At 62.7% G+C, this 26,538-nt stretch carries 30 protein-coding genes and 1 tRNA gene; 13 read left to right on the top strand and 18 right to left on the bottom strand.

The window, feature by feature from the left end; genetic code table 11:
* The first annotated feature begins 97 nt into the window (after positions 1 to 97).
* Positions 98 to 1,642 carry a cation:proton antiporter gene (locus V1290_RS22575; protein ID WP_334366431.1) on the top strand — a complete coding sequence of 515 codons (1,545 nt, stop codon included), beginning with the start codon at positions 98 to 100 and terminating at the stop codon, positions 1,640 to 1,642.
* Between the two features lie 15 nt (positions 1,643 to 1,657).
* On the opposite strand, the gene V1290_RS22570 is transcribed toward V1290_RS22575, so the two are convergent.
* Positions 1,658 to 2,464, bottom strand: coding sequence for an SDR family NAD(P)-dependent oxidoreductase (locus tag V1290_RS22570; RefSeq protein WP_334366430.1), 807 nt, complete (start codon positions 2,462 to 2,464; stop codon positions 1,658 to 1,660).
* A 244-nt stretch (positions 2,465 to 2,708) separates the two neighbouring features.
* Between V1290_RS22570 and V1290_RS22565 the strand changes: the two genes are divergently transcribed.
* From V1290_RS22565 to V1290_RS22555, 3 genes are all read left to right on the top strand, one after another.
* The gene (locus tag V1290_RS22565; protein ID WP_334366429.1) at positions 2,709 to 4,736 is read left to right on the top strand and encodes a TRAP transporter permease; all 2,028 of its coding nucleotides are present in this window, start codon (positions 2,709 to 2,711) and stop codon (positions 4,734 to 4,736) included.
* A 25-nt stretch (positions 4,737 to 4,761) separates the two neighbouring features.
* Positions 4,762 to 5,721, top strand: coding sequence for a TAXI family TRAP transporter solute-binding subunit (locus V1290_RS22560; RefSeq protein WP_334366428.1), 960 nt, complete (start codon positions 4,762 to 4,764; stop codon positions 5,719 to 5,721).
* 427 nt (positions 5,722 to 6,148) lie between these two features.
* Complete coding sequence (locus V1290_RS22555; RefSeq protein ID WP_334366427.1) at positions 6,149 to 7,366, top strand: EAL domain-containing response regulator; 1,218 nt, start codon at positions 6,149 to 6,151, stop codon at positions 7,364 to 7,366.
* 7 nt (positions 7,367 to 7,373) lie between these two features.
* Here the strand turns inward: V1290_RS22555 and V1290_RS22550 are convergent, their stop codons facing one another.
* Positions 7,374 to 7,853, bottom strand: coding sequence for a hypothetical protein (locus V1290_RS22550; RefSeq protein WP_334366425.1), 480 nt, complete (start codon positions 7,851 to 7,853; stop codon positions 7,374 to 7,376).
* A 199-nt stretch (positions 7,854 to 8,052) separates the two neighbouring features.
* Here V1290_RS22550 and V1290_RS22545 point away from each other — a divergent pair, with 199 nt between their 5' ends.
* Entirely contained in the window at positions 8,053 to 8,358 is a 306-nt protein-coding gene (locus V1290_RS22545; RefSeq protein ID WP_334366424.1) for a hypothetical protein, read from the top strand.
* A gap of 60 nt (positions 8,359 to 8,418) precedes the next feature.
* Here V1290_RS22545 and V1290_RS22540 read toward each other — a convergent pair whose 3' ends face one another.
* The 3 genes from V1290_RS22540 to V1290_RS22530 all read right to left on the bottom strand — a co-directional run bounded on the left by V1290_RS22540 (position 8,419) and on the right by V1290_RS22530 (position 11,450).
* Positions 8,419 to 9,612, bottom strand: a complete 1,194-nt coding sequence (locus V1290_RS22540) for a hypothetical protein (protein WP_334366423.1) — start codon at positions 9,610 to 9,612, stop codon at positions 8,419 to 8,421.
* 88 nt (positions 9,613 to 9,700) lie between these two features.
* Positions 9,701 to 10,681 (bottom strand): Bug family tripartite tricarboxylate transporter substrate binding protein, encoded by a 981-nt coding sequence (locus V1290_RS22535; protein WP_334366422.1) that lies wholly within the window; start codon positions 10,679 to 10,681, stop codon positions 9,701 to 9,703.
* A 139-nt stretch (positions 10,682 to 10,820) separates the two neighbouring features.
* Complete coding sequence (locus V1290_RS22530) at positions 10,821 to 11,450, bottom strand: NUDIX hydrolase (RefSeq protein WP_334366421.1); 630 nt, start codon at positions 11,448 to 11,450, stop codon at positions 10,821 to 10,823.
* An 80-nt stretch (positions 11,451 to 11,530) separates the two neighbouring features.
* Here V1290_RS22530 and V1290_RS22525 point away from each other — a divergent pair, with 80 nt between their 5' ends.
* The 3 genes from V1290_RS22525 to V1290_RS22515 all read left to right on the top strand — a co-directional run bounded on the left by V1290_RS22525 (position 11,531) and on the right by V1290_RS22515 (position 13,348).
* A complete protein-coding gene (locus V1290_RS22525; protein ID WP_334366420.1) occupies positions 11,531 to 11,956 on the top strand; it encodes a PaaI family thioesterase in 426 nt (141 codons plus the stop codon).
* Positions 11,957 to 11,961: 5 nt separating this feature from the next.
* The gene (locus V1290_RS22520; RefSeq protein WP_334366419.1) at positions 11,962 to 12,984 is read left to right on the top strand and encodes an aldo/keto reductase; all 1,023 of its coding nucleotides are present in this window, start codon (positions 11,962 to 11,964) and stop codon (positions 12,982 to 12,984) included.
* A 121-nt stretch (positions 12,985 to 13,105) separates the two neighbouring features.
* On the top strand, positions 13,106 to 13,348 hold the full coding sequence (locus tag V1290_RS22515) for a PilZ domain-containing protein (protein WP_334369133.1): 243 nt from the start codon (positions 13,106 to 13,108) through the stop codon (positions 13,346 to 13,348).
* Positions 13,349 to 13,436: 88 nt separating this feature from the next.
* Here V1290_RS22515 and V1290_RS22510 read toward each other — a convergent pair whose 3' ends face one another.
* Both V1290_RS22510 and V1290_RS22505 read right to left on the bottom strand, forming a co-directional pair.
* On the bottom strand, positions 13,437 to 13,727 hold the full coding sequence (locus tag V1290_RS22510) for a hypothetical protein (RefSeq protein ID WP_028348084.1): 291 nt from the start codon (positions 13,725 to 13,727) through the stop codon (positions 13,437 to 13,439).
* A gap of 316 nt (positions 13,728 to 14,043) precedes the next feature.
* On the bottom strand, positions 14,044 to 14,232 hold the full coding sequence (locus V1290_RS22505; protein ID WP_028348083.1) for a hypothetical protein: 189 nt from the start codon (positions 14,230 to 14,232) through the stop codon (positions 14,044 to 14,046).
* Positions 14,233 to 14,354: 122 nt separating this feature from the next.
* Here V1290_RS22505 and V1290_RS22500 point away from each other — a divergent pair, with 122 nt between their 5' ends.
* Positions 14,355 to 14,849 carry a YciE/YciF ferroxidase family protein gene (locus V1290_RS22500; protein WP_334366418.1) on the top strand — a complete coding sequence of 165 codons (495 nt, stop codon included), beginning with the start codon at positions 14,355 to 14,357 and terminating at the stop codon, positions 14,847 to 14,849.
* Positions 14,850 to 15,014: 165 nt separating this feature from the next.
* Here the strand turns inward: V1290_RS22500 and V1290_RS22495 are convergent, their stop codons facing one another.
* A complete protein-coding gene (locus tag V1290_RS22495) occupies positions 15,015 to 15,158 on the bottom strand; it encodes a DUF3606 domain-containing protein (protein ID WP_442895007.1) in 144 nt (47 codons plus the stop codon).
* A 112-nt stretch (positions 15,159 to 15,270) separates the two neighbouring features.
* Complete coding sequence (locus V1290_RS22490) at positions 15,271 to 15,648, bottom strand: tautomerase family protein (protein ID WP_334366417.1); 378 nt, start codon at positions 15,646 to 15,648, stop codon at positions 15,271 to 15,273.
* Between the two features lie 200 nt (positions 15,649 to 15,848).
* Here V1290_RS22490 and V1290_RS22485 point away from each other — a divergent pair, with 200 nt between their 5' ends.
* Positions 15,849 to 16,448, top strand: a complete 600-nt coding sequence (locus V1290_RS22485) for a TetR/AcrR family transcriptional regulator (protein ID WP_334366416.1) — start codon at positions 15,849 to 15,851, stop codon at positions 16,446 to 16,448.
* Positions 16,449 to 16,824: 376 nt separating this feature from the next.
* Positions 16,825 to 17,772: an AEC family transporter gene (locus V1290_RS22480; RefSeq protein ID WP_334366415.1), complete on the top strand. Its 948-nt coding sequence runs from the start codon at positions 16,825 to 16,827 to the stop codon at positions 17,770 to 17,772.
* Between the two features lie 95 nt (positions 17,773 to 17,867).
* Here V1290_RS22480 and V1290_RS22475 read toward each other — a convergent pair whose 3' ends face one another.
* The gene (locus tag V1290_RS22475; RefSeq protein ID WP_334366414.1) at positions 17,868 to 18,077 is read right to left on the bottom strand and encodes a hypothetical protein; all 210 of its coding nucleotides are present in this window, start codon (positions 18,075 to 18,077) and stop codon (positions 17,868 to 17,870) included.
* Entirely contained in the window at positions 18,074 to 18,259 is a 186-nt protein-coding gene (locus V1290_RS22470) for a hypothetical protein (RefSeq protein ID WP_334366413.1), read from the bottom strand. The genes V1290_RS22475 and V1290_RS22470 overlap by 4 nt, the downstream gene beginning before the upstream one ends.
* 463 nt (positions 18,260 to 18,722) lie before the next feature.
* On the opposite strand from V1290_RS22470, the gene V1290_RS22465 reads away from it, so the two are divergent.
* Positions 18,723 to 19,700 carry a tripartite tricarboxylate transporter substrate binding protein gene (locus tag V1290_RS22465; protein ID WP_334366412.1) on the top strand — a complete coding sequence of 326 codons (978 nt, stop codon included), beginning with the start codon at positions 18,723 to 18,725 and terminating at the stop codon, positions 19,698 to 19,700.
* Between the two features lie 131 nt (positions 19,701 to 19,831).
* Here V1290_RS22465 and V1290_RS22460 read toward each other — a convergent pair whose 3' ends face one another.
* Complete coding sequence (locus V1290_RS22460; protein ID WP_334366411.1) at positions 19,832 to 21,070, bottom strand: CHRD domain-containing protein; 1,239 nt, start codon at positions 21,068 to 21,070, stop codon at positions 19,832 to 19,834.
* A gap of 681 nt (positions 21,071 to 21,751) precedes the next feature.
* Here V1290_RS22460 and V1290_RS22455 point away from each other — a divergent pair.
* A complete protein-coding gene (locus tag V1290_RS22455; RefSeq protein ID WP_334369132.1) occupies positions 21,752 to 22,402 on the top strand; it encodes a glutathione S-transferase family protein in 651 nt (216 codons plus the stop codon).
* Between the two features lie 137 nt (positions 22,403 to 22,539).
* On the opposite strand, the gene V1290_RS22450 is transcribed toward V1290_RS22455, so the two are convergent.
* From V1290_RS22450 to hisD, 6 genes are all read right to left on the bottom strand, one after another.
* Positions 22,540 to 22,615: transfer RNA gene (locus tag V1290_RS22450), tRNA-Phe, on the bottom strand.
* Positions 22,616 to 22,786: 171 nt separating this feature from the next.
* Positions 22,787 to 22,993 carry a DNA gyrase inhibitor YacG gene (gene yacG / locus V1290_RS22445; protein WP_334366410.1) on the bottom strand — a complete coding sequence of 69 codons (207 nt, stop codon included), beginning with the start codon at positions 22,991 to 22,993 and terminating at the stop codon, positions 22,787 to 22,789.
* Positions 22,983 to 23,606 (bottom strand): Maf-like protein, encoded by a 624-nt coding sequence (locus V1290_RS22440; RefSeq protein WP_057845441.1) that lies wholly within the window; start codon positions 23,604 to 23,606, stop codon positions 22,983 to 22,985. The genes yacG and V1290_RS22440 overlap by 11 nt, the downstream gene beginning before the upstream one ends.
* A 403-nt stretch (positions 23,607 to 24,009) precedes the next feature.
* Positions 24,010 to 24,477 carry an arsenate-mycothiol transferase ArsC gene (locus V1290_RS22435; RefSeq protein ID WP_334366409.1) on the bottom strand — a complete coding sequence of 156 codons (468 nt, stop codon included), beginning with the start codon at positions 24,475 to 24,477 and terminating at the stop codon, positions 24,010 to 24,012.
* Between the two features lie 75 nt (positions 24,478 to 24,552).
* Entirely contained in the window at positions 24,553 to 25,056 is a 504-nt protein-coding gene (locus tag V1290_RS22430; RefSeq protein WP_334366408.1) for a UPF0262 family protein, read from the bottom strand.
* Positions 25,053 to 26,348: a histidinol dehydrogenase gene (hisD, locus tag V1290_RS22425; protein ID WP_334366407.1), complete on the bottom strand. Its 1,296-nt coding sequence runs from the start codon at positions 26,346 to 26,348 to the stop codon at positions 25,053 to 25,055. The genes V1290_RS22430 and hisD overlap by 4 nt, the downstream gene beginning before the upstream one ends.
* Positions 26,349 to 26,538: the final 190 nt, after the last annotated feature.

Below are 26,538 nucleotides of genomic sequence, written 5' to 3'. Positions count from 1 at the left end.
GATCTTCCGAATAAGGACAAGCTTCAGCCGGGAAAACCTGCCGGTTTTGGTGCTAGATTGATGGCGACATCGATCTCGGCCGGCAGGGAATCCCGAATTGCAAGCATTTGAATGGATCATCGGGCTGCTGCTTGGCGCGGTGCTGCTGTCCGCGCTGGCGCGGCGGCTCAAGGTACCCTACCCGACATTTCTTGCGCTCGGCGGCATGCTGCTGGCATTCGTGCCTTCGGGGCCGCAATGGACACTGGAGCCGGATCTGGCGCTGGCGCTGTTCGTGGCGCCGGTGTTGCTGGATGCGGCTTTCGACACCTCGCTGCGCGACCTCCGAAACAACTGGCTACCGGTCTCGACACTGGTGCTGGTCGCGGTCGGGGTTACGACCGCCGCCGTGGCTGTCGTCGCGCACTGGCTTCGCCCGGACATGCCATGGGCGGTCGCGATCGCGCTCGGCGCCATCGTGGCACCGCCCGACGCCGCGGCGGCCACCGCAATCCTGCGCCAGGTCAAACTGCCTTACCGCATCCAGAAGATCCTCGAGGGCGAAAGCCTGCTCAACGATGCCAGCGCACTCCTAATCTACCGCGTCGCGATCGGCCTGGTTGCCGCCGAGCACATGAAGGTGCACGAGTTCGTGCCATCCGTTGCGCTGGCGCTGTTCGGAAGCCTCATTGCCGGCTTCCTGTTCGCGCGGGTCTGGACGCAGATCACGCGCCGCATCACTGAGGCGCCGAGCGCCATCATCACGCAATTCGCCGGCACCTTTATGGTGTGGATCGTCGCCGAGCATATCGGGCTGTCCGGCATTCTCACCATAGTGGCCTATGCGATCACGATCGCCCGCACCGCGCCCGAGCGTACCCCGGCGCGGCTGCGCGTGGCCTCCTATGCGGTGTGGGAAACGGTCGTGTTCGTGCTCAACGTGCTGGCATTCATGCTGATCGGCATGCAGCTCAATCCGATCTGGTCCGCACTCGACGACGAGGTGCGGTTTAAATATTGCAGCTTCGCCGCCGCAATCCTCGCCGTCGTGATCCTCGCACGCATCGCCTGGGTAATGCCGTATGGCGCCTTGCTGCGCGCGTTGAACGCGCACGGCCTGCTTCCTCCGCATGTGTCTCCCGCGGTACCGACGGTGGAACGCGGCATCATCGTGTCCTGGTGCGGGATGCGCGGCATCGTTACACTGGCGGCCGCCTTCGCGCTACCCGAGAGTTTCCCGTATCGCGATCTCATCTTGCTGACGGCCTTTGCCGTCGTGCTGGGGTCGCTCGTGATCCAGGGCCTGACGCTGCGGCCGCTGATCCTCGCGCTGAAATTCGAGGAGGACGATCCAGTTGCGCGCGAGGCCGCTAGTGCCCGCTGCATCGCCTATCGCGCCGCGCTCGAGGCGATCGAGTCCGATCCGTCCGAAGAGGCCGAGATCCTGCGGCTCGAATACCGCGCCGTGCTGCTACGTGCCGAAACCGAACCCGACGTTGGCATCGCGACCAGCGAGCTGCCGGCCGATCCGCTGCGCCGCCGCGCCATCGGCGCGGCACGAGAGGCGCTGTTGAGGATGCGTCATTTCGAGGAGATCGGCGACGACGCCTTCCACCAGGTGGAAGAAGAGCTCGACCGCGCCGAATTGAGCGCACAAGCATAACGGGGCAATAGCGCGTCACGCGCCCGACTTGCAGGTGATCCCGCCGTCGACCACGAGCTCGATCCCAGTGACGTAACGGGATTCGTCGGAAGCGAGAAACAGCGCGGCATTGGCAACGTCCCAGGCGTCGCCCATGTGCCGCATCGGCACCTGCGCATCGCGCGCCCGCCACATCGCTTCGACGTCGCCGGCCGAATAGCTTGCTGCAAGACCGGCGGAGTGCTCGACCATCGGCGTCTTCATCAGGCCCGGCAGGATGCAGTTCACGCGAACATGGTCTTTCGCGAATTGCACGGCGGTGGTGCGCGTCATCTGGTTCATCGCCGCCTTCGAGGCGCCATAGGTGACGTAGGAGATGCCGAGATGACGAATCGATGCGATCGACGAGATGTTGATGACCGAGCCGCCACCCTGCTTCTGCATCACGGGAATAACGTGCTTCATGGCAAAATAGGCACTCTTGAGATTGACCGCGAAAACGTGGTCCCAGCTTGCCTCGTTCACCTCAACAACGCTGCCCATTTCTGCGATGCCGACATTGTTGTCGAGTACGTCGATGCGGCCATAGGTCTTGAGGCACGCCGCCACCATCGCCTCGACCTCAGCCTCGCGCGAGACGTCGGCGGTGAAGGCGGCAGCCTTGCCGCCCTCGCCCGTGATGATGCTGACGGTTTCTTTTGCGGCAGCCGCATTGCGATCGACGCAGAACACGCTGGCGCCCTCGCGCGCGAAGGTGACGGCGGTCGCCTTGCCATTGCCCCAGCCGGGACCGATCGATCCCGCGCCCACCACCATCGCCACCTTGCCCTTGAGCCGTTCCATCGACTTCTTCTCCCTTTGGTTTGTCGTTGCATTGCAGCGCGCACGAACGCGGCGCATTCGAATTTTGGGGCGGGAAATTGGACGGACGGCGGCCCTGGGTCAACCTGTCCGAAAAGCTAAAGCAGCGACTTGGACATAGGCCGAAAAGCCCCTTGCCACCGCCCCCCAAACCGGACTGAATGCGGCCCGCGAAGGAGGCCCGCCGGCAATCGGGCCGGAAAGTTAACCGGTCCCCGGGGGAAGCATGGCCGTAGACAAGACAACGCCGCCCAATGACGAGGTCGTCACCGTTTCGGACGAAGCCTTGCACAAGGCGGAAGCCTACATCGAGGCGGAAGAAGGCGCGACCAACCGCCTGATGGGGTGGGCAGGAAGGATTTCGACCACGATTGCCGTGGTCATGAGCCTGTTTCACCTCTATGCGGCCTATGCCATCGTTCCGACCCAGGAGCTTCGCTACACCCACGTCGCCTTCACCTTGATCTTGAGCTTCCTGCTGTTTCCGCTGGCGACGCGGTTTCGCAACCGTGTGCGCTGGTGGGACGTCGTTCCCGGGATCGTCGCGGTGGCGACCGTTATCTATGCGCTGTGGGGTGGCGAGGATTTTACCGACCGCGCTACCACGCCCGATCGCTGGGACGTGATCGTCGGCATCGTGTTCATCGTGATGCTGCTGGAGGCGACGCGGCGCACCACCGGCGCAATCATGCCCGTGGTGTCGCTGCTGTTCATCGCCTATGCGATGCTCGGGCCGTATTTGCCGGCGCCATGGACCCATCGCGGCTACGACCTGGCCCGCCTGGTCGGTCACCTCTTCATTACGTTGGAAGGCATTTTCGGCGTCGCAGTCGACGTGTCGGCGACGCTGATCATCCTGTTCACGATCTACGGCGCATTCCTGCAGCATTCCGGCGCCGGCAAATTCTTCATCGATTTTTCGCTGGCCTTGATGGGCGGCAAGCCGAACAGCGCCGGCCGTACCGTGGTGCTGTCCTCGTTCCTGCTCGGCGGTCCCTCCGGATCGGGCGTCGCCACGACCGTGATGATCGGCACGGTGGCCTATCCGATGATGGCGAAGGCGGGCTTCGAGAGGAACGCCGCGGGCGGATTGCTCGCCGCCGGCGGGCTGGGCGCGATCCTGTCGCCGCCCGTACTCGGCGCCGCCGCGTTCCTGATCGCCGAGTTTCTCAAGATCAGCTATCTCGACGTCATCTGGATGGCGACCATCCCGACCTGCCTTTACTACATGTCGCTCTTGTTCATGGTCGAGCTGGACGCCAAGAAATTCCACGCCAAGAACGTGACCTTCACGCCCGAGATGTCACTCGGCCAGATGACCAGGCGGTACGGCTTCCACTTCATCTCGCTGCTCGCCGTCGTCTTTTTCATGGTCATCGGCTACTCGCCGTCGCTATCAGTCTTCTACGCCATTGTCGTTACCTTTGCGCTGAGCTTCCTGCGCCGGGAGACCGCGCTGGTGCCGAGCAAACTGGTGAAGGCACTGGCCGACGGCTCGATCGGCGCGCTCAATGCTGCGACCACCTGCGCTTGCGCCGGCATCGTCGTCGGCATCGTGACGCTGACCGGTCTCGGCCTCAAATTCTCGTCGATCGTCATCGCCTATGCCGGCGGTAGCCTGTTGCTGACCGCGATCTACACCGCGCTGATCGTCTGGATCATCGGCCTCGCCGTGCCGGTGACGGCGTCCTACATCATCTGCGCGGTCATCGCAGCTCCCGCGCTGGTCAAGCTCGGCGTGCCTGATTACGCCGCGCATATGTTCATCTTCTACTATGCCGTCCTGTCGGAGGTCTCGCCGCCGACCGCGCTGTCGCCGTTCGCCGCGGCCGCCATCACCGGCGGCGATCCCTACAAGACCACGCTGCAATCCTGGAAATATACGCTGCCGGCATTCCTGGTGCCGTTCGTCTTCGTGCTCGATCCGCAGGGCGGCGGCCTCCTGATGTCGATCCCCAAGGGCGGATCGTGGGTCGACATTCTCGAAATCACGATCAAGACAAGCTTGGGGCTGCTGGCGCTGGCTGCATTTGCCCAGAACTGGGCGCTGCGACAAAATACAGCGGTCGAGCGCGGCCTGCTTCTGCTATCGGGATTGCTGCTGGTGTTCCCAAGCCTGATTGAGGCAATGGTCGAATGGATCACCGGACGCGATATCAGCTACACCTATGTGCCGGGCCTGATCATCGGTTTCGGCGTATTGCTGTGGCAGGCCAGAACGCGGTCGCCAGAGCGGCCTGCGGTCACAACATAGAGAAGAAGCAATTGAGGAGACAAAAATGAAAAAGACCACAGCGATACTGGCGATGGCTCTGGGGCTCGCCTTTGCCGGCGCAGCCCATGCGCAGCAGAAAACCATGTCGATCGGCACCGGCGGCACCGGCGGCGTCTACTATCCGCTCGGCGGTGCGGTTGCCAACGTGCTCTCGAAGAACCTTCCCAACGTGCAGGCCACGGCCGAGGTCACCGGCGGCTCGGTCGACAATCTCAAGCTGATCGGCGCGGGAAAAAGCGAGCTTGCCTTCACCATGGCCGATGCCGCGCTCGATGCTTTGCAAGGGCAGGACAAGTTCAAGAGCGGTAAGGTGCCGCTGCAGGCGCTGCTCGTGGTCTATCCGAACCGCATGCATGTGGTGACGGTGGAAGGCACCGGCATCCAGACCATGGCAGACCTCAAGGGCAAGCGCGTTTCGACGGGTTCGCCCGGCAGCGCCACCGAAGTGATGGCATTCCGCGTCATCGAGGCGGCCGGCCTCGACAAGGACAAGGACATGAAGCGCGAACGGCTCGGCGTCGCCGAATCCGTCAACGCAGTCAAGGACCGCAAGATCGACGCCTTCTTCTGGGTCGGCGGCATTCCGACCGCTGCAATCACCGATCTCGCGGCGACGCCGGGACTGAAGATGAAGCTGATCGACCATGGCGATCTGGCCGAGAAGATGAATGCCAAATACGGCAAGCTCTACTCGTCAAGTAAGATCAAGGCGGGCTCGTATCCCGGCTACGACAAGGACAACTCCATCACGGACGTCTGGAATCTGATTGTCACCGGCGACAAGATGAGCAACGAGGACGCCTACACCATCGTCAAGACGCTGGTGGAGAAGAAGGCCGACATTGTTGCCGTGCACAAGGAAGCCGAGAGTTTTTCACTCGACAACCAGGTGCAGGACCGCTCGCCGATCCCATTCCATCCTGGCGCGCTGAAGTACTTCAAGGAGAAGGGCATCGGCGGCTAAGGCAGCGCGCTCGAGCCAGCTCGGCTTGCTTCATCAGTGACCGCGGTCTGCCGAGGACCGCGGTCATTCTTTTGGCCAATGAAAGGGTTGTGAGCGTTGCGGCATTGCTGCTCCTGCGAGGAGCGTTCAGGCGACGTTCGCTGAGCCGCGAACCTCGCGGCGCCGGCGAGCGACCACAGGCGTTAACACGCGAGGCTGATCAAATGTTGCCCAGGCCGGGCATCAGCGCGTTGAAGCCGATGAAATGACCCCGTCGAGTTGCCCGGGCGCTGGTTGGCTGCGTCGCGGCAACAGTTTCCCTAAAATTTTATTCGTGTCCGCTGCTTTAACCCTACTGAAGTAATCATGTGACCTGCCGCAAAATTCCATGATTGCGACCGCAACGCCGATGTACCACTGGCGTTGGGGTATCTAGTGGGAGGGTGGCATGGAGCAAATCAACGTTGTCGAGTATTCGCGCGCGGCGCACTTTGGGCATCGGAAGCTGGCGCCCAGAGCGTGCGTCGTCGACAGCAAAAAGCACCTGCGATTGTTTCTTTCCGACGCTCTCGAGGATCTCGGGTTCGTCACCTGCGAATGCGGCCAGGCCGGCGATTTGGCAGGCGTACTGCAGGCGGAGCAGCCGGACCTGATCGTGCTCAGCGTGTGCGCCGACGGGATCAATGTCGGCGAAATTCTCGAGGCAATCGTCCGGAAAAATTTCTGCGGCAAGGTTCTCGTGATCGGTCAACCCGACACGATCATGGTTAAGGCCGTCAGGCAAATTGGCGAAGAATACGGCATTGCCATGCTGCCCTCCCTGCCGACGCCGTTCGGCGCGGCGAGCCTGCGCGCCAGCCTCGCGACGCTGCTGCCTGCCGAGCCGGCGCCAAGCCCGGCCGTCGACGTCGCCGAGGCGTTGAAGGCCGGCTGGCTCGAATTGTGGTATCAGCAGAAGATCAACACCCGCACGCTGGTCCCCAGCGGAGCGGAGGCGCTGGTCCGGATGCGGCATCCGGCCTGGGGCGTGGTCCCGCCGGCCTACTTCATTCCCGACGACAAGGATCCGCATTTTCGCAAGCTTTCCGAATTCGTGATCGGCCGCGCGATCGAGGACTGGCGCTATCTGCTGGAGAGCCGGGGCCCGGTCGACCTCTCGATCAACCTGCCAATATCGTTCTTCGAAGACGCAGCGGCGGTGCGCGATCTGTGCCGCGCCATGCCCGCCCATCCGGCGTTCGGCGGACTTTTGATCGAGATCAACAGCAGCGAGGTGGTCGACCATCCGGATCTCGCAGTGGACACCGCAAGACGGCTGCGCCTGCACAATATCGCGATCGCCATCGACAATGTCGGCGCGGAATGGCCGTCGCTGCTGGAGCTTCGGAGCTTCCCGTTCATCGAGCTGAAGGTCGACCAGCAATACGTCAAGGGCTGCGCCGACGATCGGCTGAAGCAGACGGTATGCCGACGCATCGTCGAACTGGCCCAAGACAACGGCGCTCGCGCCGTCGCCCAGGGCATCGAGACGCGCGCCGATTACCTTGCCGCGCACGACATGGGGTTCGATCTGATCCAGGGCCACCTGTTCGGCAAGCCCGTCGGCGTGCGCAAATTCGCGCGGTCGCGCCCTCAGCTTGCAGCCGACCCCGAGAAGGCTCCCTGAGCGAAGCTCACTCGAACTTCATGTCGATGCATTTCGCGATGTCGGAGCCGAGACCGGACGAGATGATGATGCAGCCGCGCACCTTCAGATTATTGTTGTCGCTGGCCCACACCGCATAGCCGCCGGGGCCGAAGAACGAATTGGTGTTCGGCCCCTCGGTTTCGGTGGCATCGAACGAATAACTCGAATCGGCATCGAAGATACGCGGCTTCTTGGTGCAGCCGCCGTCGGCCTGCACGTTGATGACTTCCTTGTTGTCCCGCGTCAGCGCCATCGAGACCTGGCAGCGGAAATACTCTGACGTCTTGGTGTTGAACACGTAAGCATAGGATTTGCAGGTCGCGGTGTTGAGCTTGCCCGCGCTCAATCCCCGACTGCAGGCGATCCGCTGGTTGTTGGACAGCTTGAAGTTGTCAGCCTCTGCCGCTTGAGCCGGCGTCATGAACGATAGCGCAACACCAAGACCGATCTTCATGACGTGGTTCATCCTGACCATCCCTATGACGTTTTTCGCAATGCATGCTTGTTGCCGGAAAGGCGAACATAGTCGCGAAGTCGGACGCGGGAAATCACAAAGTCTCAAGAGCCGTGTGATGCGTCGAAGGTGCAGATTGACGGCACGACGCCGTTCGTGATTTGTTCAAAGCATGGGGCAAGAAGCCGAATGGCTGTGGGGAGGATGGATGATGACGTGCATTTCAACGAAGACGGTTTTGACGGTGGCCGTACTGACGGGGTTGGCGACATCGGCATTTGCGCAAGGCGCGGCACCGACTCCTTGGGAATTGAAGTCGGACATGGGTTACGCCTACGGCAGGGACGGCAAGACACTCGCCTACAAGCTGGGCACCAATAATGCCGGCTTGCTATTGAAGGGCGCCAAGAAAGTGCCGAGGGGCACGTTGTTCTTTCTTGGCCAGAACGGGCAGCTCTACATGCGCTCAGGCCCCTATCTGGAAAGCGACGGCAAGTTCATGTTCGGATCGGAGTGAGGCGCTACGAGGCTGGCGCTGACTTACCCTCCCCTGGAGGCCCTCCAGGGGAGGGTAAAACTAAAACGCCGTCGCCAACTCCTTCGCGCCGGGCTTGCTGGAGTTGAAATCCATCCGCTCGTCGGTGATCGCCAATAGTTTCGCCACCGTGTTATGGCGGATTGCGACCGGGTTGCGCTCGTAGCCGCCACGCTGGAAGAAATTCGAGGTCGGCACCTGCTCGCGCATCGTCTGCGGCATGGTGACCATGTCGAGGCCGGTACCGTCGCCGGTCAGGTTCATCATTTCGAGCTCGGCCGCCGTCAGCGGACGATTGTAGCCCTTGGCGCGCGCGAAATGGACCGATGTCAGCAGCTTGTGGGTCTGCAGCATCGGTCCGACGTCGACATCGAGCACCATGGCGTGCACAGCCCAGCCCTGCGGGGTATTGGCGAGCTTCTCATGTTCGGACCAGGTATCCGGCACGGTGCGCGTAAACGCCACCATCCTTTTCAAGACGGCAAGCTTGTGGTCCATCGCCTTGCGCGGCGCGCCCGACAGCATCGCGGCCCTTGCCGTCAGTTCCTTGATGATTTCGTGGCCCTGTTCGGCCAAAAGCTCGACGCTGTTGGTGGTGAGCAACTGATTGTAGCCGATCGCGGTCGAGATCGCGCGCGAGCCCGGTTTCGAGGGGTTCAGCCCCGACTGCATGTCGTAATTGCCGCTACCGCCGGTCTCGAACGAGTAGACCCGTACCGCCTGCTCACGCGTCAATCCCGCGGCCAGCGCGTAGCGGGCATAGGCGCGCTTGAATTCGACTTCGGTTGCCGGCCGTTGTGGCGTGAACTGGAAATGCTCGGCAGCCGCTTTAAGAAAATCGGCAACCACCGGCAGCGGCTTGCGCTCGCGCGGCGGCTTTTCTTCTTCCGGCTCGGGACTGACCGGGCGCTTCGGACCGGTGTAGACCGGCGGCTGTGTCAGCACGTAATCGTTGAGCGTGATGGCCTGGCGTTCCCGGCGCTTGGCGTTACGGCCCTTTCGCTTCTCGGAGATTGAGGTCCAATAGGCGCCCGCCTCCTCTTCGAACGCGGCGCGGGCTTCCTGATATTCTTTCAGCTTGCGACGGTATTCGGCCATCGCCTCCGGCGAGGCGGCTTGCGCCATGGCGTCGGCGGTTGAGGGAGGGAGCGGCTCCGTCGCCACGGCAGGCGGCGCACTCGCCAGCAGCGCGAGCGCAGCTAATCCGGAACCCATGCGAATCAATGGCAGGCGCATGGCACGGTTGTAGCAAGCGCCGCCGCGATGTCAGCCCCGAAAGGGAGCGACTGTTTTTCCTTCTCCCACAACGGGAGAAGGGAGAAAGTCACTCCTGCTCGACGCCGCTGGCCTTCACTAGCTGCGACCACTTCTTCTCGTCCTTGTCGATGAAGGCCGCATAGTCTTCCGGCGTGCCGGGGGTGATTTCGGTGCCGTCATTGCCCAACTGCTTCTTCACCTCGTCGGAGGCGAGCGCGTCGCGCAGCGCCTTGTTGAGCTTGTCGACGATCGGCCGCGGTGTGCCGGCGGGCGCGACGAGGCCGTAGTAGAGCGAAGCGTCGAAGCCGGCTAGCCCCGCCTCCATCAGCGTCGGCACGTCGGGCAACAGGCTCGATCGCGTGGTGCTGCTGACCGCGAGTGCGCGCAATTTGCCGGCGGAGACGTTGGCGTGCGAGGCCGGAATCGGCGCAAACGCCATCGGGATGTGGCCGCCGAGGAGATCGGTCAACGCCGGGCCGGTGCCCTTGTAGGGAATATGCACCAGCTTGATGCCGGCGGCGCGGGCGAAATATTCGCCGGTAATGTGGCTCGCGGTGCCGGCGCCGGCCGAGCCGAAATTGACCCTGTCAGGATTGGCCTTCGCATGGGCAATCAACTCGGCGACACTCTTTGGCGGGAATGACGGATGCACCACCAGCGAATTCGGCGCGTTGCCGATCATGCCGATCGGCGCAAAGTCCTTGCGCGGATCGTAGCCGGGGTTCTTGTAGAGCGAGGGGCCTATGGCGAGCGTGCCGGTGTAACCCAGGAGCAGCGTGTAGCCATCGGGATCGCTTTTCGCGACCGCCTTGGTGCCGACCGTACCGCCAGCGCCGGGACGGTTGTCGACCACCACCTTCTCGCCGAGTATCTCGCTCATTTTGTCGGCAATGGCGCGGCCGACGATCGAGGTGCTGCCGCCGGGCGCGAACGGAATGACCAGCGTGATGGCGCGGGCGGGATAGGTTTGAGCTTGCGAAACGTCTGTTGCTGCGCTCAAACCGAGCATGGCGGCTGCGACGCAAAGCCACTTTCTCCCGATGGACATAGTGGGGCGACTCCCGGATCTGTTCTTCTTCTTGACTCAGCTATCGTCTCCGAAACCGCCGACATCCGCAACCCGCGCTGCGTGAGCCCGCTCTCTCACATGGTGAGATGAGCAGCCGCTTCGGCGGCTAGCGCCGACTCTATTTCCAGGCGAACACCGGCTGCTCCAGTTCGGCCACACGGGTCTCGCGGCCCGCCAGCACTTCGGCAAATTGATAGATCAGCGCCGCCGTTGGCGCGTGGATGTGCTGGCCGGCATGGCGGAAGCGGATCACGCGCCGCGTGCTTTCGGGAATCCTGGTGAAGCTGAAGACGTCGGCTCGCTCGATGTCATCGAGCGCAACGCGATGCACCGAGGCGACCTCCGCCGGATTGGGGATGATATCGGCGCTCGTACCGACCCAGACCACCACCGGCGTGATCAGATAGCCTGAGCGCGTCGGGTAATCGTCGAGCAGGCCGAGCACATCGCTTTCGCCGAGGCCGACGCCGAGTTCTTCGTGGAGCTCGCGCAGCGCGGCCTGCGCCGGCGTCTCGCCGTGGTCGCAGCGCCCGCCCGGCAACGCCCATTGGGCAGCGTGGGCGCGGAGGCTTGCGGCGCGGCGGGTCAACAGAAATGTGGTGCCCGGGCCGCTCTCGGCTTCCGTCAGCGCGATGGCGACTGCGGCGCGCTTCAGCTCAGGCTCTGCGCGCTCCGAGGGCCCCCGCGTAAATGCCGCGCAAAGCTCCGCAATATTCCGCCGTGTGGTATCGTCAAATGGCCTGGCCATCCCGCTTGACTACAACACCAGCGCATCAGATGAAATGACCCCGGACAGCAAGACAGCCCGCAGGAAACGGAAAGCACGACATGACAGTCAAGGCCGCGGACAAGCTCAAATCCGACGGCTGGAAGATCGTCGAAACCTCCGGCTTCCTGCACCTGATCGGCCCGCTGTGGCAGCGCGTCGTCGACGGCACGCATGAATACGCGCTTGCCACCGAGGACAAGCACCACAACCGCCGCGGCTTGGTGCAAGGCGGCGTCATCATGACCTTCGCCGACCGCACCTGCGGCATGACCGCCCGCTTCGTCTCGGGCAAGCCGACGCTGGCGACCGTGCAGCTCGATACGCACTTTGTCGAAGCCGGCAAGATCGGAGAGGTTTTGGTGTCGAGGCCGCACGTGGTGCGCTCCACCCGCAGCCTTATTTTCATCACGACAGAAGTGACAGTCGACAAACGCTGTATCGCTATGGCGAGCGGCGTGTTCAAGATATTGAAGAGCGAGGGTTGATCCCAATGCAATACCGCCAACTCGGCCGCAGCGGCCTGAAGATTTCACCGATCTGCCTGGGCACCATGATGTTCGGCGGCCCGACCGATGAAGCCACGTCGTCGCGCATCATTGCGAAGGCGCGCGAGGCCGGCGTCAACTTCATCGACACCGCGGATGCCTATAATGGCGGCCAGTCCGAGCAGGTGGTCGGCCGTGCCATTTCAAACAATCGCACGAACTGGATTCTGGCGACAAAGCTTGCCAACCAGATCGGCGAAGATCCCAATCACGGCGGGCTGTCGCGGCGCTGGGTGATGCAGGCGGCGGAAGAGAGCCTGCAACGACTGGGCACCGATTTCATCGATATCTATTATTTGCACAAGGAGGACCACGCGACGCCGCTGGAAGAGACGGTGCGCGCGATGGGCGATTTGATGCGCCAGGGCAAGATCCGCTATTTTGGCGTCTCCAACTACCGCGCCTGGCGCGTCGCCGAGATCTGCAACATCTGCGACAACAACGGCATCGATCGCCCGATCGTCAGCCAACCCTATTACAACGCCATGAACCGGATGCCGGAGGTCGAGCACTTTCCGGCTTGCGGCTATTACGGCCTCGGCATCGTGCCCTATAGCCCCTTGGCGCGCGGGGTGCTGACCGGCAAGTACAGGCCGGATGCGGCGCCCGACCAGGACACGCGTGCAGGGCGCGCCGACAAGCGCATGATGCAGACCGAATGGCGGCCGGAATCGCTGCAGCTCGCCCAGGAGATCAAGCGGCACGCCGAAGCGCGCGGCATCACCGCCGGGCAATTCGCGGTTTCATGGGTGCTGAATTCGTCATTCGTGAGCGGGGTGATCGGGGGCCCCCGGACCGAACAGCAATGGGATGATTACATCGAGGCGTTGGACTATCGCTTCACGGCGGAGGACGAGGCGCTGGTCGACCGGCTGGTGGTGAGTGGCCATCCCTCGACGCCAGGGTTCAATGACCCGGCCTACCCGATCGAAGGCCGGCGGGCGCGAACGGGCGGTCAAGCTCGCTGAGCGGAAGCGGCGGTTCCGCGGCGGCCCACGACTTGGCGTTGCATCCGGGTTGGAACGCTCGGTAACGGGATAGTAACCTCGCCCGTAGAGAACTTCCCTGTTTAGGTGGGAGGTCCATGTGGTGGACGAGCACAGGATAGCGCCACGGCGTCGGCTCTTGAAGGCGGGCAAGATTTCGTTTGGCGGCGCCGTCATCGATTGCACAGTGCGCAACCTCTCCGAAACCGGCGCTGCGCTCGAGGTGATCTCCCCGGTCGGCATTCCCGAACGCTTCACGCTGGTGATCGAAGCCGACCACATCCATGTGCCGTGCCGCGTCGTGTGGCGAAAAGAGACGCGGATCGGGGTTCATTTCGAAACCTGACCGGCGCACTCCAGCACCCGTCGCGCGCGGCACGCGACCGCGCACGACGAATCGTCTGAAACACACGCCGAGTCCCGGACTCGAAGAGTCAGTGTCTGGATTCGAGACTGACGATCACGCCTGTCGGCTCGGGCTCGTGTGGCGACAATTTCGTCAGCGTCTCATCGCTCCAATAAGCAAGGTTTACGATCATGCCGATTGTGGTTTCCCGCTCGGAAGCCTCGGTCGGCTCCAGGACGTTGAGCCCGCCGCTGTCGAGGAAGAATGTATGATCCCCAAACATGCTGGCTAGCTGCGGAACCACCGGATGATCGTCGGGAAGCGCCTGGGCTTCGAATTGCGTCAGAGCGCGTTCCACCTGTGCCGAGTTCAATTTCATGCACGATCTCCTTACTTGGCTTCTGGTTGGTGAGCACCGCGTGACGGCCTTGACCGCGCGCGGCTCTTCTGCGGAGGGAATTGACGTCAAGCGTGTCGGATCCTGATCGCTCGTCCCCACCGGCGTCACGCGCCGGCTCGCAGCTTCGCTTTCAATTCCGCAAGCACGCCGAATTGAAGTCGGGACAGTGGTGCCTCTTGGCGCCGCTTCAAGCCAGCAACGAAATTAAATTCGCAATGTTCCGCAGAAAGGCATTTTGAAATCGCAGGGAACCGGGTGGAGAAGTTCCGGCGATCCACCGCGTGACTGCCACCAACTATTTCCCGTCGGGAATGGGATGCCGCCTCGCCAGTTCGTCGAGCGGCAGATGCGCTTCCTCGTCGCTCAGCGCAAAACGCACGATGACATCCTGACGCCCGACCTGCCCCCAAAGCCCGTCCGATGACCATTTCTGCGGCGCAGGCCCTCGCAGGCCTTCCACCCAGACAAAGTACCATTCCGTCATCGCAGCACCTCCTGGGTCTTGAGATCAGGTCTTGGAGATCAGGTCTTGGACCGGAACCAGATGCCTCGCGGCCTCGTTGGAATGACATCGCCTCACACGCATCCTGAGAGAAGGATTTCGCCATGGAGATCAAGAATTTCAAGAACATGTACATTGCCGAACTGCAGGAACTGGTGAGCGTCGAGGACCAGCTTGCGGAAGCACTGCTGCGGATGGCGGCGGCAGCATCCCACCCGGCACTCAAGGACGCGCTGGTGGACCATCACGCGGAGACGGTCACGCAGAAGCACCGCCTTGTCGCCATCCTTCGCCAGCATGGTGCTGACCCGACGGCGCATGTCGACCAGGCCATGGAGGCGCTCATCCGTGAGACCCGGAAGATGCTCGGCATGCTGGAGGGCGATGATCTTCGCGATGCCGGCCTGATCGCATCCGCCCAGAAGCTCGAGCACTATGAAATCGCCGCCTACGGCTCGGCCGCCGCGCTGGCCGGTCAGTTGGAATTGCGCAACGACCAGGCAACGCTGCACGAGAGCCTGATGGAAGAGAAAGAGATCGATGCGCTACTCACCGATATCGCCAAGGGTGAGGTCAATCCGGATGCGCTGGCGGCGTGACCGGCGCTGCTGGCGCTCGCGCCAGCATGAGGTGCAGCGTCCGCGAATGTGACGCTGCCGCTCAGGACGGCGACACGCGCTGACAGCGTCATCGCGGCGATCTCCGGCGCGATCTTCGGCGTGTTCGGGATTTAGGTCCGCTGCTCCTGGTTTCGGATTCAACTATCAAACAGCGAGAGGGTGTGCGTCCGCCTTCACCACCCGCTTGCGGCTGCTGCCGACCTTCTTGACAGCCTTCTTCACGGCCGAGGCCGACTTGCGGGTTTTCTTTGCGATGTACCGTACCTCGTAACTCTGCCCGCCGGCCACGCGCGCACGATCCTAATTGCGTCCGCGCAGCGACTTCTTCGCTTTCTTCGCCATTTCGCATTTTCTCCGAATGCCCCGCGGCGCAACGCGAGATATGGAACTGAGTTCCGGATCACGCGAATTGCGCGAGGCCGTGTCCGACCGACCAATTCTCTTTCGCGGCCTCGAGAACGTTCACGAACACGTTCTCCGGCCGGATGCCGGGGCTTTCGGCGAGCAACTCCGCCGTCCGCCGGAACAGCTCTTTCTTCTGTTCCGGAGTGCGGGTGTTGAACACGGTGATCTGGATGAACACGACATCATCGCTCCGCGCGACGCCATAGGCATCGCCGTAGCGGAAGTTCGCCGCGTCGTGCTCGGTGATGGTCATGAACTGGTCGTCTTCAGGCACGTCGAGCGTTTCGCGCATCGCGCGGTAAAGGCTGTCGAAGATCGCCTGCCGGTAGGCTTCCGGCTTTCCCGCGCGCAGTGAGATGTGAATGAGCGGCATCGCGGATCCTTTCAGAAAGCGTCACGCGGATGCGCACCACAGCAGCGGCTCCCGCAAGTGGCGGGCCACCACGAAATGAGCTATCCAGCCCGACACGTTTTTAACATAGCGTTCAAAACCACGTTCTTGACGTCGTGTCAAATATTTTTTGACGCTCGTCAGGTAGCGGCATCGAACCGATGGGATGCAGGGAGGGAAACATGAGACCGCGAGAATTCGACCACGACGACGTCCTGCGCATCGCGTTCGATCAATTCTGGCGCAAGGGGGTGCGCGGCACGTCGCTGTCAGACATTGCGCGTGACGCCGGCGTCCAGCGCGGCAGTCTCTACAATGCCTTTGGCAGCAAGGAAGCGCTGTTTCTCTGCGCCTACGAGCGCTATGCGAGCGAATATCTCGGCACTGTCGAAAAGGCGCTCGGCTCCGGGGCCTTGCGAAAGCGCCTCACGGCATTTTTCGATCTAACCATAGAAAACTTCCGTTCTGGCTCGCCGCCCCGCGGATGCCCCACCACGCGAGGACTGATGGAGTTGGCGTCGGTCGAAGGCGAAGGGCTGGATGAAAACGCGCGTAAAACCTTCGCGGATCTGGTGGCGCGCATCACCGACCTGGTTCAGGAAGCCTTGTCAGAGGGCATCAAGCGAGGCGAGTTCAACGGCGACCCCGAGTCCGCGGCTCTGCACATCGTCACCGTGACGCGCGGATTGGCCGTGCTCGAACGCGCTTTTGGCGATGAGGCCCAGCTTCGGAAGATTGCGAGGCACACGGTTGAGCTCATGCTCGGCAAGGCAAGTCGGTAGGCCTGCTAAGCCACGGCTTGCTCTCGGCAAGGCCTTGCAGCAAGAGTTCGCCCAACGGCGGGCTTGCCGAAGAAATAACCCTGGCCCAGGGTAATTCGCTTTCCCGTTCCCATACTCTCTTGATGTTTTTCCGACGAGTTCCCATCGGACCAGCGGTGCATGGCTCGCTAGATATGGCCGCTATGCGCCGACAGCCGACACGAGCCCCACTGAATCGGTCGTGCACAAAGTTGGTGCAAGACGCTGAACCGTCGTCATAGATACCGAATCGGCGATGGTCGGTCAGCGTGCGCCACCAGCAACCACGCTCAGCGCAATATGCTAGGCTGTGCGCACAACGCGCCTGATCAGAGCGGCGCTGCAAGGGGAGACCAAGATGGAAGTCGCCGATCTGGTCCTTCCTGTGTTTGCGATTATCGTCACAGGCTGGCTGGCGGGTTGGCTTGGCTACATATCGCGGTCGCTGGCCGACGGGCTCGTGCATTTCGCCTACAACGTCGCGATGCCGGCGCTGCTGTTCGTCACCATCGCGCAGGAGTCGGTACGTAATCTTCTGGAATGGCGCTTTCTGCTGGCATTTGGCGGTGGCTCCATCCTGTGTTTCGCGCTGGTCTTTCTGGCAGTTCGCGTGGGGTGGGGGCGCGACGTCGCCAGTAGTACGATCCATGGAATGACGGCGGCGATGACCAATACCGGATTCGTGGCGCTGCCGATCCTGCACTCCATCTACGGGCAGCCTGCCGTTCTGCCCGCCGCCATCGCAACCGTGTTCGTGGCGGGGGTGATGTTCCCCGTGACTGTCATCCTCCTGGAAAGCGAGAGACGCGGCGCGCCCGGGAAAGCGGCACGCTCCGTCGTCCTGGTGAGGCAGATCGTGCTCAATCCGATGGTGCTATCAACCCTGATCGGTCTGGCGTGGGCGATTACGGGCCTGCCGATTCCGGCCCCGCTCGCGGCCTATATGAACATCTTCGCGGCCGCGCTCACGCCATGCGCTCTCTTCGCCATAGGGCTTGGCCTCTCGGTTGAAGGAATACGCTCGAACCTCAGAGCGTCCTTCGTGCTCGCGGCCGTAAAGCTCATGATCATGCCGTTGATCGTCTACGGCCTGTGTGTGGCGTCAGGCCTCAATCCGCTCTACACGATCGCCGCTGTCATCTGTGCCGCCGTGCCGACCGCCAAGACGGTGTATATCTTGGCAGGCGAGTACAAGGTGGAGGAACCGCTGGTCGCAGCCACGGTCTCGATCACGACGCTGCTGTCGGTCGCGACGCTGCTGGGCTGGCTCTACGCCCTTCCAGGCCTCTCGGCACAGGCGGGCTAAGACGCCGAGGCGCTAAGCGCGTGTGTATGTCCGGATAGTGCACTAAATCAAAAGGGAACGTTTGGTGCACTGTCACCGGAATTTGTAATTTCTCCCTAAGCTCCCCTGCCATCCTGTTTGCCAATCACGCAGCGCCATGCCGCCAGGCGCTCGGCCGGATGCTGCTTCATCCACTCGGCGAGCTGCGGCGCGCCCATCAGGCAGGACCGCACCGACAAGGCGACGAAGTCCGATGTGGTGACGGTCTGCTCGTGGCATTTTGTCGGAGAGGAGAGACTGCATAGCACGGCGATGATCTTGATCACGACAGGAGACCCCTATCGCCACGATTGACGCCGGCGACCGAATGACCGATCGGTGCCTTGCCCTGCTGCTCGCTGACCGGTTCAGCCGGCGGGAAGATGCTGTCATATGTCGCGCGGGCTTCTCGAATTAAGCGCGCTCGCTCGCGCTCAGACTTCGGGACAAATCGAATAACTTCACCCATGTTCACTCCAAACCTTGATTAGAGAGCAGTTCCACCATGAGATGATGAAAATCATTTCATCCGAATCTAAGATCCCAACTCCAACTTAGAAGCGGTGCAGGTGGTAACGAGGAATAAAAAGCTTGTGACCGGGCGCCGGCATCCAAACACCACAACATTTGCTTCCGCAGGGTTGGCTGTGAATGCGATCTTCCAACGCATGCAGCAAGTAGGCCCGCATGAGGTTACGGGTCCGCGCGAACGCATGCCCCGCGACGCGCGCAATTGCGCTCGCGCAGTGATGACAGGCTCGATAAGGGATCGGCACAAACCAAAAGCCGGATGGCCGCCTCGCTCATGCGGCTATGCTTGCTGTTCGCTGTTCGTCGCCAAGCCGAACAGATACAAGCGACACACGTAGATCGTCGGTCGCGCTGCGTAAGGCGGCGGGGCAATTCCAACAACAAGAAAAGGGTGGAATGTCATGCATGTTAGGGTCGTCGCGCTGGTTGCAGCAGCATTTGGGGTCGTAGCTTGCGGGCCAGCTTGGGCGGGATGGCCGGACGACAAGCCGATCGAAGTTGTCATCGGTTTTGCTCCCGGTGGCGGAACCGACGTCATGGCGCGCAAGCTGCTGCCGTTCGTCGAGCAGAGATTGGGCGGCAAGGCCAAGTTTGTTGTGCTGAACAAGCCTGGTGCCGGCGGAGAGATCGCGTTTGCCACGATTGCCCGCGCCGCGCCGGATGCTTACGCGATGGGCGTGGTCAATGTGCCAGGCTATAACTTCATTCCGATGACGCGAAAGACCCAGTACAGCATGGATGAAATCCGTCTGGTCGCGCGCGTGGTCGACGATCCCAGCGTGATCGTAGTGCCCTCAGAAAGCAAGCTTGCAAGCGTTGCGGACGTTCTGGCTGCGCTGCGCAGCAAGCCGGGTTCGGTAACGTTCGGCCATAATGGTGCGGGCACGAACGGACATCTGGCGATTCGCATGTTGGCGAACGCTGCCAGAGTCGAGCCCAACGAAATCTCCTATCGCGGAACGGCCGCGCAAAGGACTGATCTTTTGGGCGGCCATTTGCAGGTTGGAATGGTCAGCCTCAGCGAAATTCCCGAGCTGCACGGCTCCAACAAGGGACAGCTCCGCGCGATTGCAATTCTGTCGAAGCAGCGTTCTCCGTCACTCCCCGACGTTCCGACGGCAGAGGAAGCAGGCATCCCGGTCACGATGACCGCAGAACGCGGCTTCGCCGTACCGAAGGCCGTTCCAGACGACGTCGCCAGAAAGCTTGAAGCTGCGATTGCGGACGGCTTGCGCGATCCTGAATACATCAAGAGCTCACCCGGCGACGCCCCCGTTCTCGCGTTCATGCCCGGCGCAGAATGGCAGAAGCGTCTCGACGACATGAACCAAGCGCTGCGGCCATTCGCGGAAGAGATGCGCGCGCAAGAGCAGAAGTGAGAGGGCGTCACGCTGGGCACACCCTCTTGGCCCTCGTTGAGCTCGACGTCGAAATCGGGAATTGTGCGAGACGACGGGCAATCGCCAAGAGGGAACTGAGGGCGGGCCGTAGATCCGGCCCGCCCGCCACCTCAAGCGGTCACGAGGAAATTCGCGGCGTTCAACTCGTTCGGAAGAAGGCCCAAGAACAGCACCTGATCGCCCCCGCCGAGATCAAGGGTGGTACCTGAAGCTCCAGCGCTCAGATTGTCCAGCGGGTCGAAGTCGGCTCCAAAGCCTTCCAACACTGCGACGTCCTGCGTTACGTCGAAGTCGGTGATGGTATCATTGCCTCCTTCAGACTCGCGAAAGATAAACTGATCGGCCCCACCGAAACCGGCGAGGTTGTCGTCGCCGGCGCCGCCTTCGATCGTATCACCAGCATTGCCGCCGAAGATGGTGTCATTCCCGCGGTCTCCGAAGAGACGGTCGGGCGCGTGATCCGCCAACTGCTGGTTGGCGACCGCCCGGATGAGGTCGTCACCGTTACCACCAAAGATCGTGTCGGCGGCAACGTCGCCGCCGCGCAGCGTATCATTCCCGGCGTCCCCAAACACGACGTCGCCGGTAGGGTCGTTCCAGACGATGGAATCATCGCCGGCACCGCCGAAGACTGTATCCGCTCCGGCCATACCGCCGACGGTATCGTTGCCGCGGCCGCCGAAAACCAGGTCATTGCCAGCGCCTGTATTGATATCGTCGTTTCCCTGGCCGCCCCTGATAATGTCGTCGCCGTCGCCGCCTTCAAGCCTGTCGTTTCCGGCGAGGCCACGGATGATGTCATTGCCGCCGAGCCCGGGAAGAAAATCGTCGCCCGGCGTTCCGACGACGACGTTGTCGTTGTCGTCTGCGATTGCGATCAACTGACCCCGGATCTCGCCTCCCTGAAATTGATTCGTGTGGACGTTGAAATAGATCGGGATCTCCGATCCCACCGGAGCTGAGCCGAATTCGTCGGCGAAGTCAGTGATTGAAACGCTGGCGGGGTCCGTCGTCTCCCATCGACCGCTTACCGTCCAGGAGCCATCCACATTCAGGGCGATGTTGAGATCATCTTCGTCCTGTGCCGGGTTGATCTGCCCGAAGACAACGGGCCCGTTTGCTCCTCGCACTTCATTGTGAAAATGCGTGGAGATGACGTCGTCGTCGGTCGACGGCGTCTGGGCGGGACCGCCCGTAATCGGGCCATAATCGACGCCCTCGATCTGAAACGTATAGCTCGCGGCAATTTCCGTGCTGTCAAAGATAACAGTGCCGAGACCGCTTGCAGTCGAGTTGTTCGGGGGGACTTCCTGAGAGCCTTCGAGAACCACGCGGAACGCTGTGGACATGAGAGCCTCCTGCTCTTTTGCTCAGCAGGTCGGGCGGCCAGCGACGCCGGCCTGCACATGTGGCAGATGTTGCACCCGGCTCGCGCCGGCATGAACTAGGCGCCGCGTCGCTCCGCTATCGCGGAATCGGCGCGTTGTCCTTCTCGCGGTATTTCGGCCGAGAACAAGGGATCGCTGGATCGCGCCAAGGTAGGTTCGCCGCTGTAGGCCATCGACCGGGCGCTATTGTGACCCTTTTGCGCGATCGAGGCATTGTGATGCAATGTCCGGTTGCCGACGCTGAGCTTGTGCTCTGGCGCCACCCAGCGTGCACATCTCGATCGCGCACAACCTTGGAATCATCAGCAAGTAGCGCTCATGAGCGAAGCGACATGCGGGGATGGGGATATCAATGAAAACTCCCGGACATCGCGGAGCCTGTCATCGGGCGCGCATTCGCGCGACCCGTTGGCTCATCCGGGCTCGCTTATCTGCTTCACGCCTTCGCTGGCGGAAGGGTTTTCGCCGGTGGCGGCCGCGAAATCCCATGAACAAAGAAAGCGAGGCAAGTTGTCGGGAGCCGCGCCGGTCGTTCGTCCTCTGGATGCAAACCGCAAGAACCGAATATCTAACCATGAGAAAAATCGTCGTAATCACGCTCATCAATCTCGACAGCGTCATGCGATCAGCCGGAGCCTGCCAATGATCCCCACCATCACGGCCTTTGAACGGTCGCCCGACCGCGGCAAGGGTCTGGCGCGTGACATGCGCGTTCGCTGGGCGCTTGAAGAAGTGGGCCAGCCTTACGACGTTCGCCTTGTTTCCTTCGAAGCGATGAAGGAACCCGCGCATCTCGCGCTTCATCCTTTCGGACAGATTCCGACCTATGAGGAAGGCGATCTCGCCCTGTTCGAGACAGGGTCGATCGTGTTCCATATCGCCGAGCGCCATGCGGGCCTGCTGCGGGACGATGCCAATGCGCGGGCGCGCGCGATCACATGGATGTTTGCCGCGGTCAACACGGTGGAACCGCCGATCCTCGAACTCGTAACCGCCAGGTTGCTGGAGGGCGACAAGCCCTGGTCTAAGGAGCGTCTGCCTCTGGTCGAGAACCGCGTCCGCGATCGGTTGAAACAACTTTCCGCTCGCCTGAGCGACGCCGACTGGCTCGATAGCGCGTTCAGCGCGGGCGATCTGATGATGGTGTCGGTGCTGCTCAGGTTGAAATCTTCGGGCATACTGGATGAATATCCGAACCTTTCCGACTATGTCGCCCGCGGCGAAGCGCGGCCCGCATATAAGCGTGCTTTCGACGCTCAACTGGCGGTTTTCACCGCCGCATCGAGCGGCTGACGAGGCCGCTTCGGGTTACTTGACCCCATCGGAGCGAATGCCCGGTGATAAACGTTCGCTGAGAACGTCCGCAACGGGTCGCGCGAACAGCTCGCCCGGATACCACTCTGAGGATCGACAAGACCTTAGGAGAATTTTGGTGCCCAGGGGCGGGATCGAACCACCGACACTGCGATTTTCAGTCGCATGCTCTACCAACTGAGCTACCTGGGCATACCCGAGGGCTTAGAAGGCCGCACCGAGCGGGCGGTTTATAGAGAGGTCGGGCGGCCGTGTCCACCCAGGTTCGCCAAAGGCTTCGCTGGGCGCGGCCCGCCTTCGCCTGCGGCTTCGGCGCGGCGAGCCCCGCTTCGGGCTCATCCCCAAACATTTGGCGAATCACCATTATTCGGCGTCTTCGGGATCGGTAGGGCGGCCGGGGATGACGTAGCGGCCGGACAACCAGCGGTTCAGGTCAACGTCGCGGCAGCGTTTGGAACAGAATGGCAGCGTGGCCGGATCGGCCGGCTTGCCGCAGACCGGGCAAGGTTTCGGCGGCGGCTTGGGCGCGCCGGTATCCTTCGGGCCGTCCTTGGGGCCGTCAACTGGCATTGAGCCAGCCGAAGCGGATCGGAAAGCCCTCCCCGCCGAGCAGCGTGACCGATTCGTAGAGAGGGAGGCCAACGACGTTGCTGTAAGAGCCGACCATCTTGACCACGAAGGAGCCGGCGATGCCCTGCACGGCATAGCCGCCGGCTTTGCCGCGCCATTCGCCGGAGCCGATATAGGCCTGGATGTCATCCTCGCTCAAACGCTTGAAGCGCACGCGGGTTTCGATCAGGCGCTGGCGGAACGCCTCCTTCGGCGTCACCAGGCAGATCGCGGTGTAGACGCGATGATTGCGCCCCGAGAGCAGCCGCAGGCACTGCGCGGCCTCATCCACCAGATTGGCCTTCGGCAGAATACGGCGGCCGACCGCAACCACGGTATCGGCGGCCAGGATGAAGGCGCCGCGCAGCTCGTCGTCGAGGTGAACGGATTTCAGCGCTGCGTCGGCCTTGGCTCGCGCCAGCCGATTGGCGCAGGCGCGCGGCAGCTCGCCCCGCTTCGGGGTCTCGTCGACATCGGCCGGGCGCAGCGCGTCGGGCTCGATGCCAGCCTGGTTGAGCAGGCTGAGCCGCCGCGGCGAACCGGAAGCAAGAACGAGTTTGGGACGGCCAAGCATGCTGGATGTGTCGGGGAGATAAGGATTCGGATGGATCGCGCGCGGAACCTATCGGAAGGCACTCCATTCCACAACCGGGGAACAAGTGGTTGTAAGGACTTTGGTTCTTCCGTCGTCCCTGCGAACGCAGGGACCCATAACCACAGGCGGTTATCATGGGAATGACAGTGGCGATTGGCACTTCCTCAAATCCCTTGGCTGCGGGGTATGGGTTCCTGCTTTCGCAGGAACGACGGCGAGAGCTTTACCCGCTCGCCGTCTCGTGTCCCGGACGCGGCGCGGCACGCAGTGACGCGAGGCAGAGCCGGGACCTATGGCTGAGATGGACCCCGGATCAGCAGCCCAACACTTCGTGTCGCGCAGCGTCCGGGGAACGCCGGCCGGCGGTTCGCCTCCGGGACGGCTATCCGCTCGCCGCGCCCGCCTTGGAGAACCGGCGGCGGATGCGCATCATGAGCCCGTCGCAGACGTCGCGATAGGCGGCGAGCTTTTGCTCGCGGTTGCCTTCCGCGTCGGTCGGGTCCGGCGTCGGCCAGTATTCGACGTCGGCGGCATGCGTGCGCGTCAGCTCCAGCGCCTTGTGGTGGGCTTCCGGCGACAGCGTGATGATGAGGTCGAAATTGAGCCCTTCCCAATCCTCGAGTTCCTCGAACGTCGTCGGCTTGTGGCCGGAAATATCCTGGCCGAGCTCGGCCATCACGGCGACCGCGAACGGATCGAGCTCGCCCTTTTTGACCCCGGCGGATTTCACATAGAGTCCTTGCGGAAACATCTGCTGCAGCAGGCTCGCCGCCATCGGCGAGCGCACGCTGTTCAGCCCGCATGCGAACAGCACGGCCTGCGGATTGCGCGCGCGGGGCGGCGCCTCCATGCGGTCAGGCTTCTCGCATGACGTGATCCGAAAACCGCTGCGCACTTTGCGCTAACGCGGTCCTTTGGGTCGGCGTCATGCGTCCTGCCCCTTCCAGTGCAGCACGCAGATCAGCGTGAACAGGCGGCGCGCGGTTTCGAAATCGACGCGGACCTTGCCTTTCAGCCGCTCCTGCAGCGTGCGCGAGCCTTCGTCATGGATGCCGCGGCGGCCCATGTCGATCGCCTCGATCTTGTCAGGCGTGGCGGTGCGGATCGCCTGATAGTAGCTGTCGCAGATCATGAAATAGTCCTTCACGATCCGCCGGAACGGCGTCAGCGACAGCAAATGCGCCACCAGGGGCGTGCCGTCCTCGTGGCGGATGTCGAACATCAGGCGGTTGCCGGTAATGGCGATGTGCAGCGTATACGGCCCCTGCACCGCGCCTTCCGGCGCGAACAGGTTCTGCTCGATCAGGTCGTAGATCGCAATCGCCCGCTCATGCTCGATATCGGGGCCGGAACGCCCGATCGATTCCTCGTCGAGCGTCACCGCGACGATGCGATTGTGCTGGTCATCGTCTGGTGGCGGCTTGTTCATGGCAAATTGAGGCGCAATCCGACGGAGCGTGAATGGGCATCCAAACCCTCGGCCTTGCCCAAGGTCATCGCGGCGGGCCCAAGCGCGCGCAACTGGTCCGGCCCGCATTTGAGAATCGAAGTGCGCTTCATGAAGTCTAGCACGCCGAGCCCCGACGAAAACCGCGCCGAGCGCGCGGTCGGCAGCACGTGATTGGAGCCGCCGACATAGTCGCCGATCGCTTCCGGTGTGTGGGCGCCGAGGAAGATCGCGCCGGCGTTGCGGACCTTTGCCGCGAGCGCTTCCGCATCCGCGGTCATGATCTCCAGATGTTCGGCCGCGATCGCGTTCGCCAGCTCGACCGCTTCGTCGAGCTCTTTCACCATGATGATGGCGCCGAAATCGTTCCACGAGGCCCGCGCGATCTCGGCGCGCGGCAGCGTCGCGAGTTGCGACTCCACCGCGCGCTCGACCTCGGTGGCCAGGTCTGCGCTGTCGGTGATCAGAATCGACTGCGCGCTGGCGTCATGCTCGGCCTGCGCCAGCAGATCGGCGGCGATCCAGCCGGCATTGGAGGTCGCGTCGGCGATGACGAGCACTTCCGAAGGACCCGCGATCATGTCGATGCCGACCTTGCCGAACACCTGCCGCTTGGCGGCGGCGACATAGGCGTTGCCAGGGCCGACGATCTTGGCCACCGGCGCAATCGTCGCCGTGCCATAGGCCAGCGCCGCCACCGCCTGCGCGCCGCCGACGCGATAGATTTCGGAGACGCCGCCGAGATGGGCGGCCGCCAGCACCAGCGGATTGAGCTTGCCGTCCGGCGACGGCACCACCATGACGACGCGCGGCACGCCGGCGACCTTGGCCGGCACCGCGTTCATCAAAACCGAAGACGGATAGGCCGCCGTGCCGCCGGGCACGTAGAGGCCGACCGCATCGACCGCGCTCCAGCGCCAGCCGAGCTCGACGCCGAGCGGATCGGTGAAACGCTCGTTCCTCGGCAACTGCCGCTGGTGGAAGGCCTCGATCCGGTCGCGGGCGAATTTCAGCGCGTCGACGGTCGCGGCATCGCAGGCCTTCACGGCGGCGTCGATCTCGGCCGCGGTCACGCGCAGGCCGGAGGCCGCAAGCTCGAGCCGGTCGAATTTCCTGGTCGCCTCGATCAGGGCGGCGTCGCCGCGCGCGGCCACATCGTCGACGATGGCCCTCGTAGCGCGCTCGACATCGGCCGACACCTCGCGCTTGGCGGCGAGGAATTGCTTGAATTTCGGATCGAAATCGGCGCTGCTGGTATCCAGGCGAACGGGCATGGCGGCTTTCTGAGAGACGTCGGAGGCCCCTGCTCAATGGCGCGGCGGCCAAGGGCCGTCAACCCTCCACGTCGTCCCTGCGAACGCAGGGACCCATAACCACCGATGTCCGGCTTGGGCACGCTGGGGCGACAATCCCCTTTCACGACACGCATTTGTGGTTATGGGTCCCCGCGTTCGCGGGGACGAC

Source organism: Bradyrhizobium sp. AZCC 1578 (genome assembly GCF_036924675.1).
Taxonomy (GTDB): domain Bacteria; phylum Pseudomonadota; class Alphaproteobacteria; order Rhizobiales; family Xanthobacteraceae; genus Bradyrhizobium.
Note: the sequence above shows the minus strand (reverse complement) of the source record. Positions and strands in the feature narration are given on the sequence as shown.

Coding starts and splice junctions, on each gene's coding strand:
- V1290_RS22455 (WP_334369132.1), top strand. CDS start 21,752: ATGATCCCCACCATCACGGCCTTTGAACGGTCGCCCGACCGCGGCAAG.
- yacG (WP_334366410.1), bottom strand. CDS start 22,993: ATGCCAGTTGACGGCCCCAAGGACGGCCCGAAGGATACCGGCGCGCCC.
- V1290_RS22510 (WP_028348084.1), bottom strand. CDS start 13,727: ATGAAATTGAACTCGGCACAGGTGGAACGCGCTCTGACGCAATTCGAA.
- V1290_RS22530 (WP_334366421.1), bottom strand. CDS start 11,450: ATGGCCAGGCCATTTGACGATACCACACGGCGGAATATTGCGGAGCTT.
- V1290_RS22460 (WP_334366411.1), bottom strand. CDS start 21,070: ATGTCCACAGCGTTCCGCGTGGTTCTCGAAGGCTCTCAGGAAGTCCCC.
- V1290_RS22470 (WP_334366413.1), bottom strand. CDS start 18,259: ATGGGTGAAGTTATTCGATTTGTCCCGAAGTCTGAGCGCGAGCGAGCG.
- V1290_RS22500 (WP_334366418.1), top strand. CDS start 14,355: ATGGAGATCAAGAATTTCAAGAACATGTACATTGCCGAACTGCAGGAA.
- V1290_RS22440 (WP_057845441.1), bottom strand. CDS start 23,606: ATGCTTGGCCGTCCCAAACTCGTTCTTGCTTCCGGTTCGCCGCGGCGG.
- V1290_RS22480 (WP_334366415.1), top strand. CDS start 16,825: ATGGAAGTCGCCGATCTGGTCCTTCCTGTGTTTGCGATTATCGTCACA.
- V1290_RS22465 (WP_334366412.1), top strand. CDS start 18,723: ATGCATGTTAGGGTCGTCGCGCTGGTTGCAGCAGCATTTGGGGTCGTA.
- V1290_RS22490 (WP_334366417.1), bottom strand. CDS start 15,648: ATGCCGCTCATTCACATCTCACTGCGCGCGGGAAAGCCGGAAGCCTAC.
- V1290_RS22560 (WP_334366428.1), top strand. CDS start 4,762: ATGAAAAAGACCACAGCGATACTGGCGATGGCTCTGGGGCTCGCCTTT.
- V1290_RS22525 (WP_334366420.1), top strand. CDS start 11,531: ATGACAGTCAAGGCCGCGGACAAGCTCAAATCCGACGGCTGGAAGATC.
- V1290_RS22505 (WP_028348083.1), bottom strand. CDS start 14,232: ATGACGGAATGGTACTTTGTCTGGGTGGAAGGCCTGCGAGGGCCTGCG.
- V1290_RS22520 (WP_334366419.1), top strand. CDS start 11,962: ATGCAATACCGCCAACTCGGCCGCAGCGGCCTGAAGATTTCACCGATC.
- V1290_RS22555 (WP_334366427.1), top strand. CDS start 6,149: ATGGAGCAAATCAACGTTGTCGAGTATTCGCGCGCGGCGCACTTTGGG.
- hisD (WP_334366407.1), bottom strand. CDS start 26,348: ATGCCCGTTCGCCTGGATACCAGCAGCGCCGATTTCGATCCGAAATTC.
- V1290_RS22565 (WP_334366429.1), top strand. CDS start 2,709: ATGGCCGTAGACAAGACAACGCCGCCCAATGACGAGGTCGTCACCGTT.
- V1290_RS22540 (WP_334366423.1), bottom strand. CDS start 9,612: ATGCGCCTGCCATTGATTCGCATGGGTTCCGGATTAGCTGCGCTCGCG.
- V1290_RS22485 (WP_334366416.1), top strand. CDS start 15,849: ATGAGACCGCGAGAATTCGACCACGACGACGTCCTGCGCATCGCGTTC.
- V1290_RS22570 (WP_334366430.1), bottom strand. CDS start 2,464: ATGGAACGGCTCAAGGGCAAGGTGGCGATGGTGGTGGGCGCGGGATCG.
- V1290_RS22545 (WP_334366424.1), top strand. CDS start 8,053: ATGACGTGCATTTCAACGAAGACGGTTTTGACGGTGGCCGTACTGACG.
- V1290_RS22435 (WP_334366409.1), bottom strand. CDS start 24,477: ATGGAGGCGCCGCCCCGCGCGCGCAATCCGCAGGCCGTGCTGTTCGCA.
- V1290_RS22535 (WP_334366422.1), bottom strand. CDS start 10,681: ATGTCCATCGGGAGAAAGTGGCTTTGCGTCGCAGCCGCCATGCTCGGT.
- V1290_RS22430 (WP_334366408.1), bottom strand. CDS start 25,056: ATGAACAAGCCGCCACCAGACGATGACCAGCACAATCGCATCGTCGCG.
- V1290_RS22550 (WP_334366425.1), bottom strand. CDS start 7,853: ATGAACCACGTCATGAAGATCGGTCTTGGTGTTGCGCTATCGTTCATG.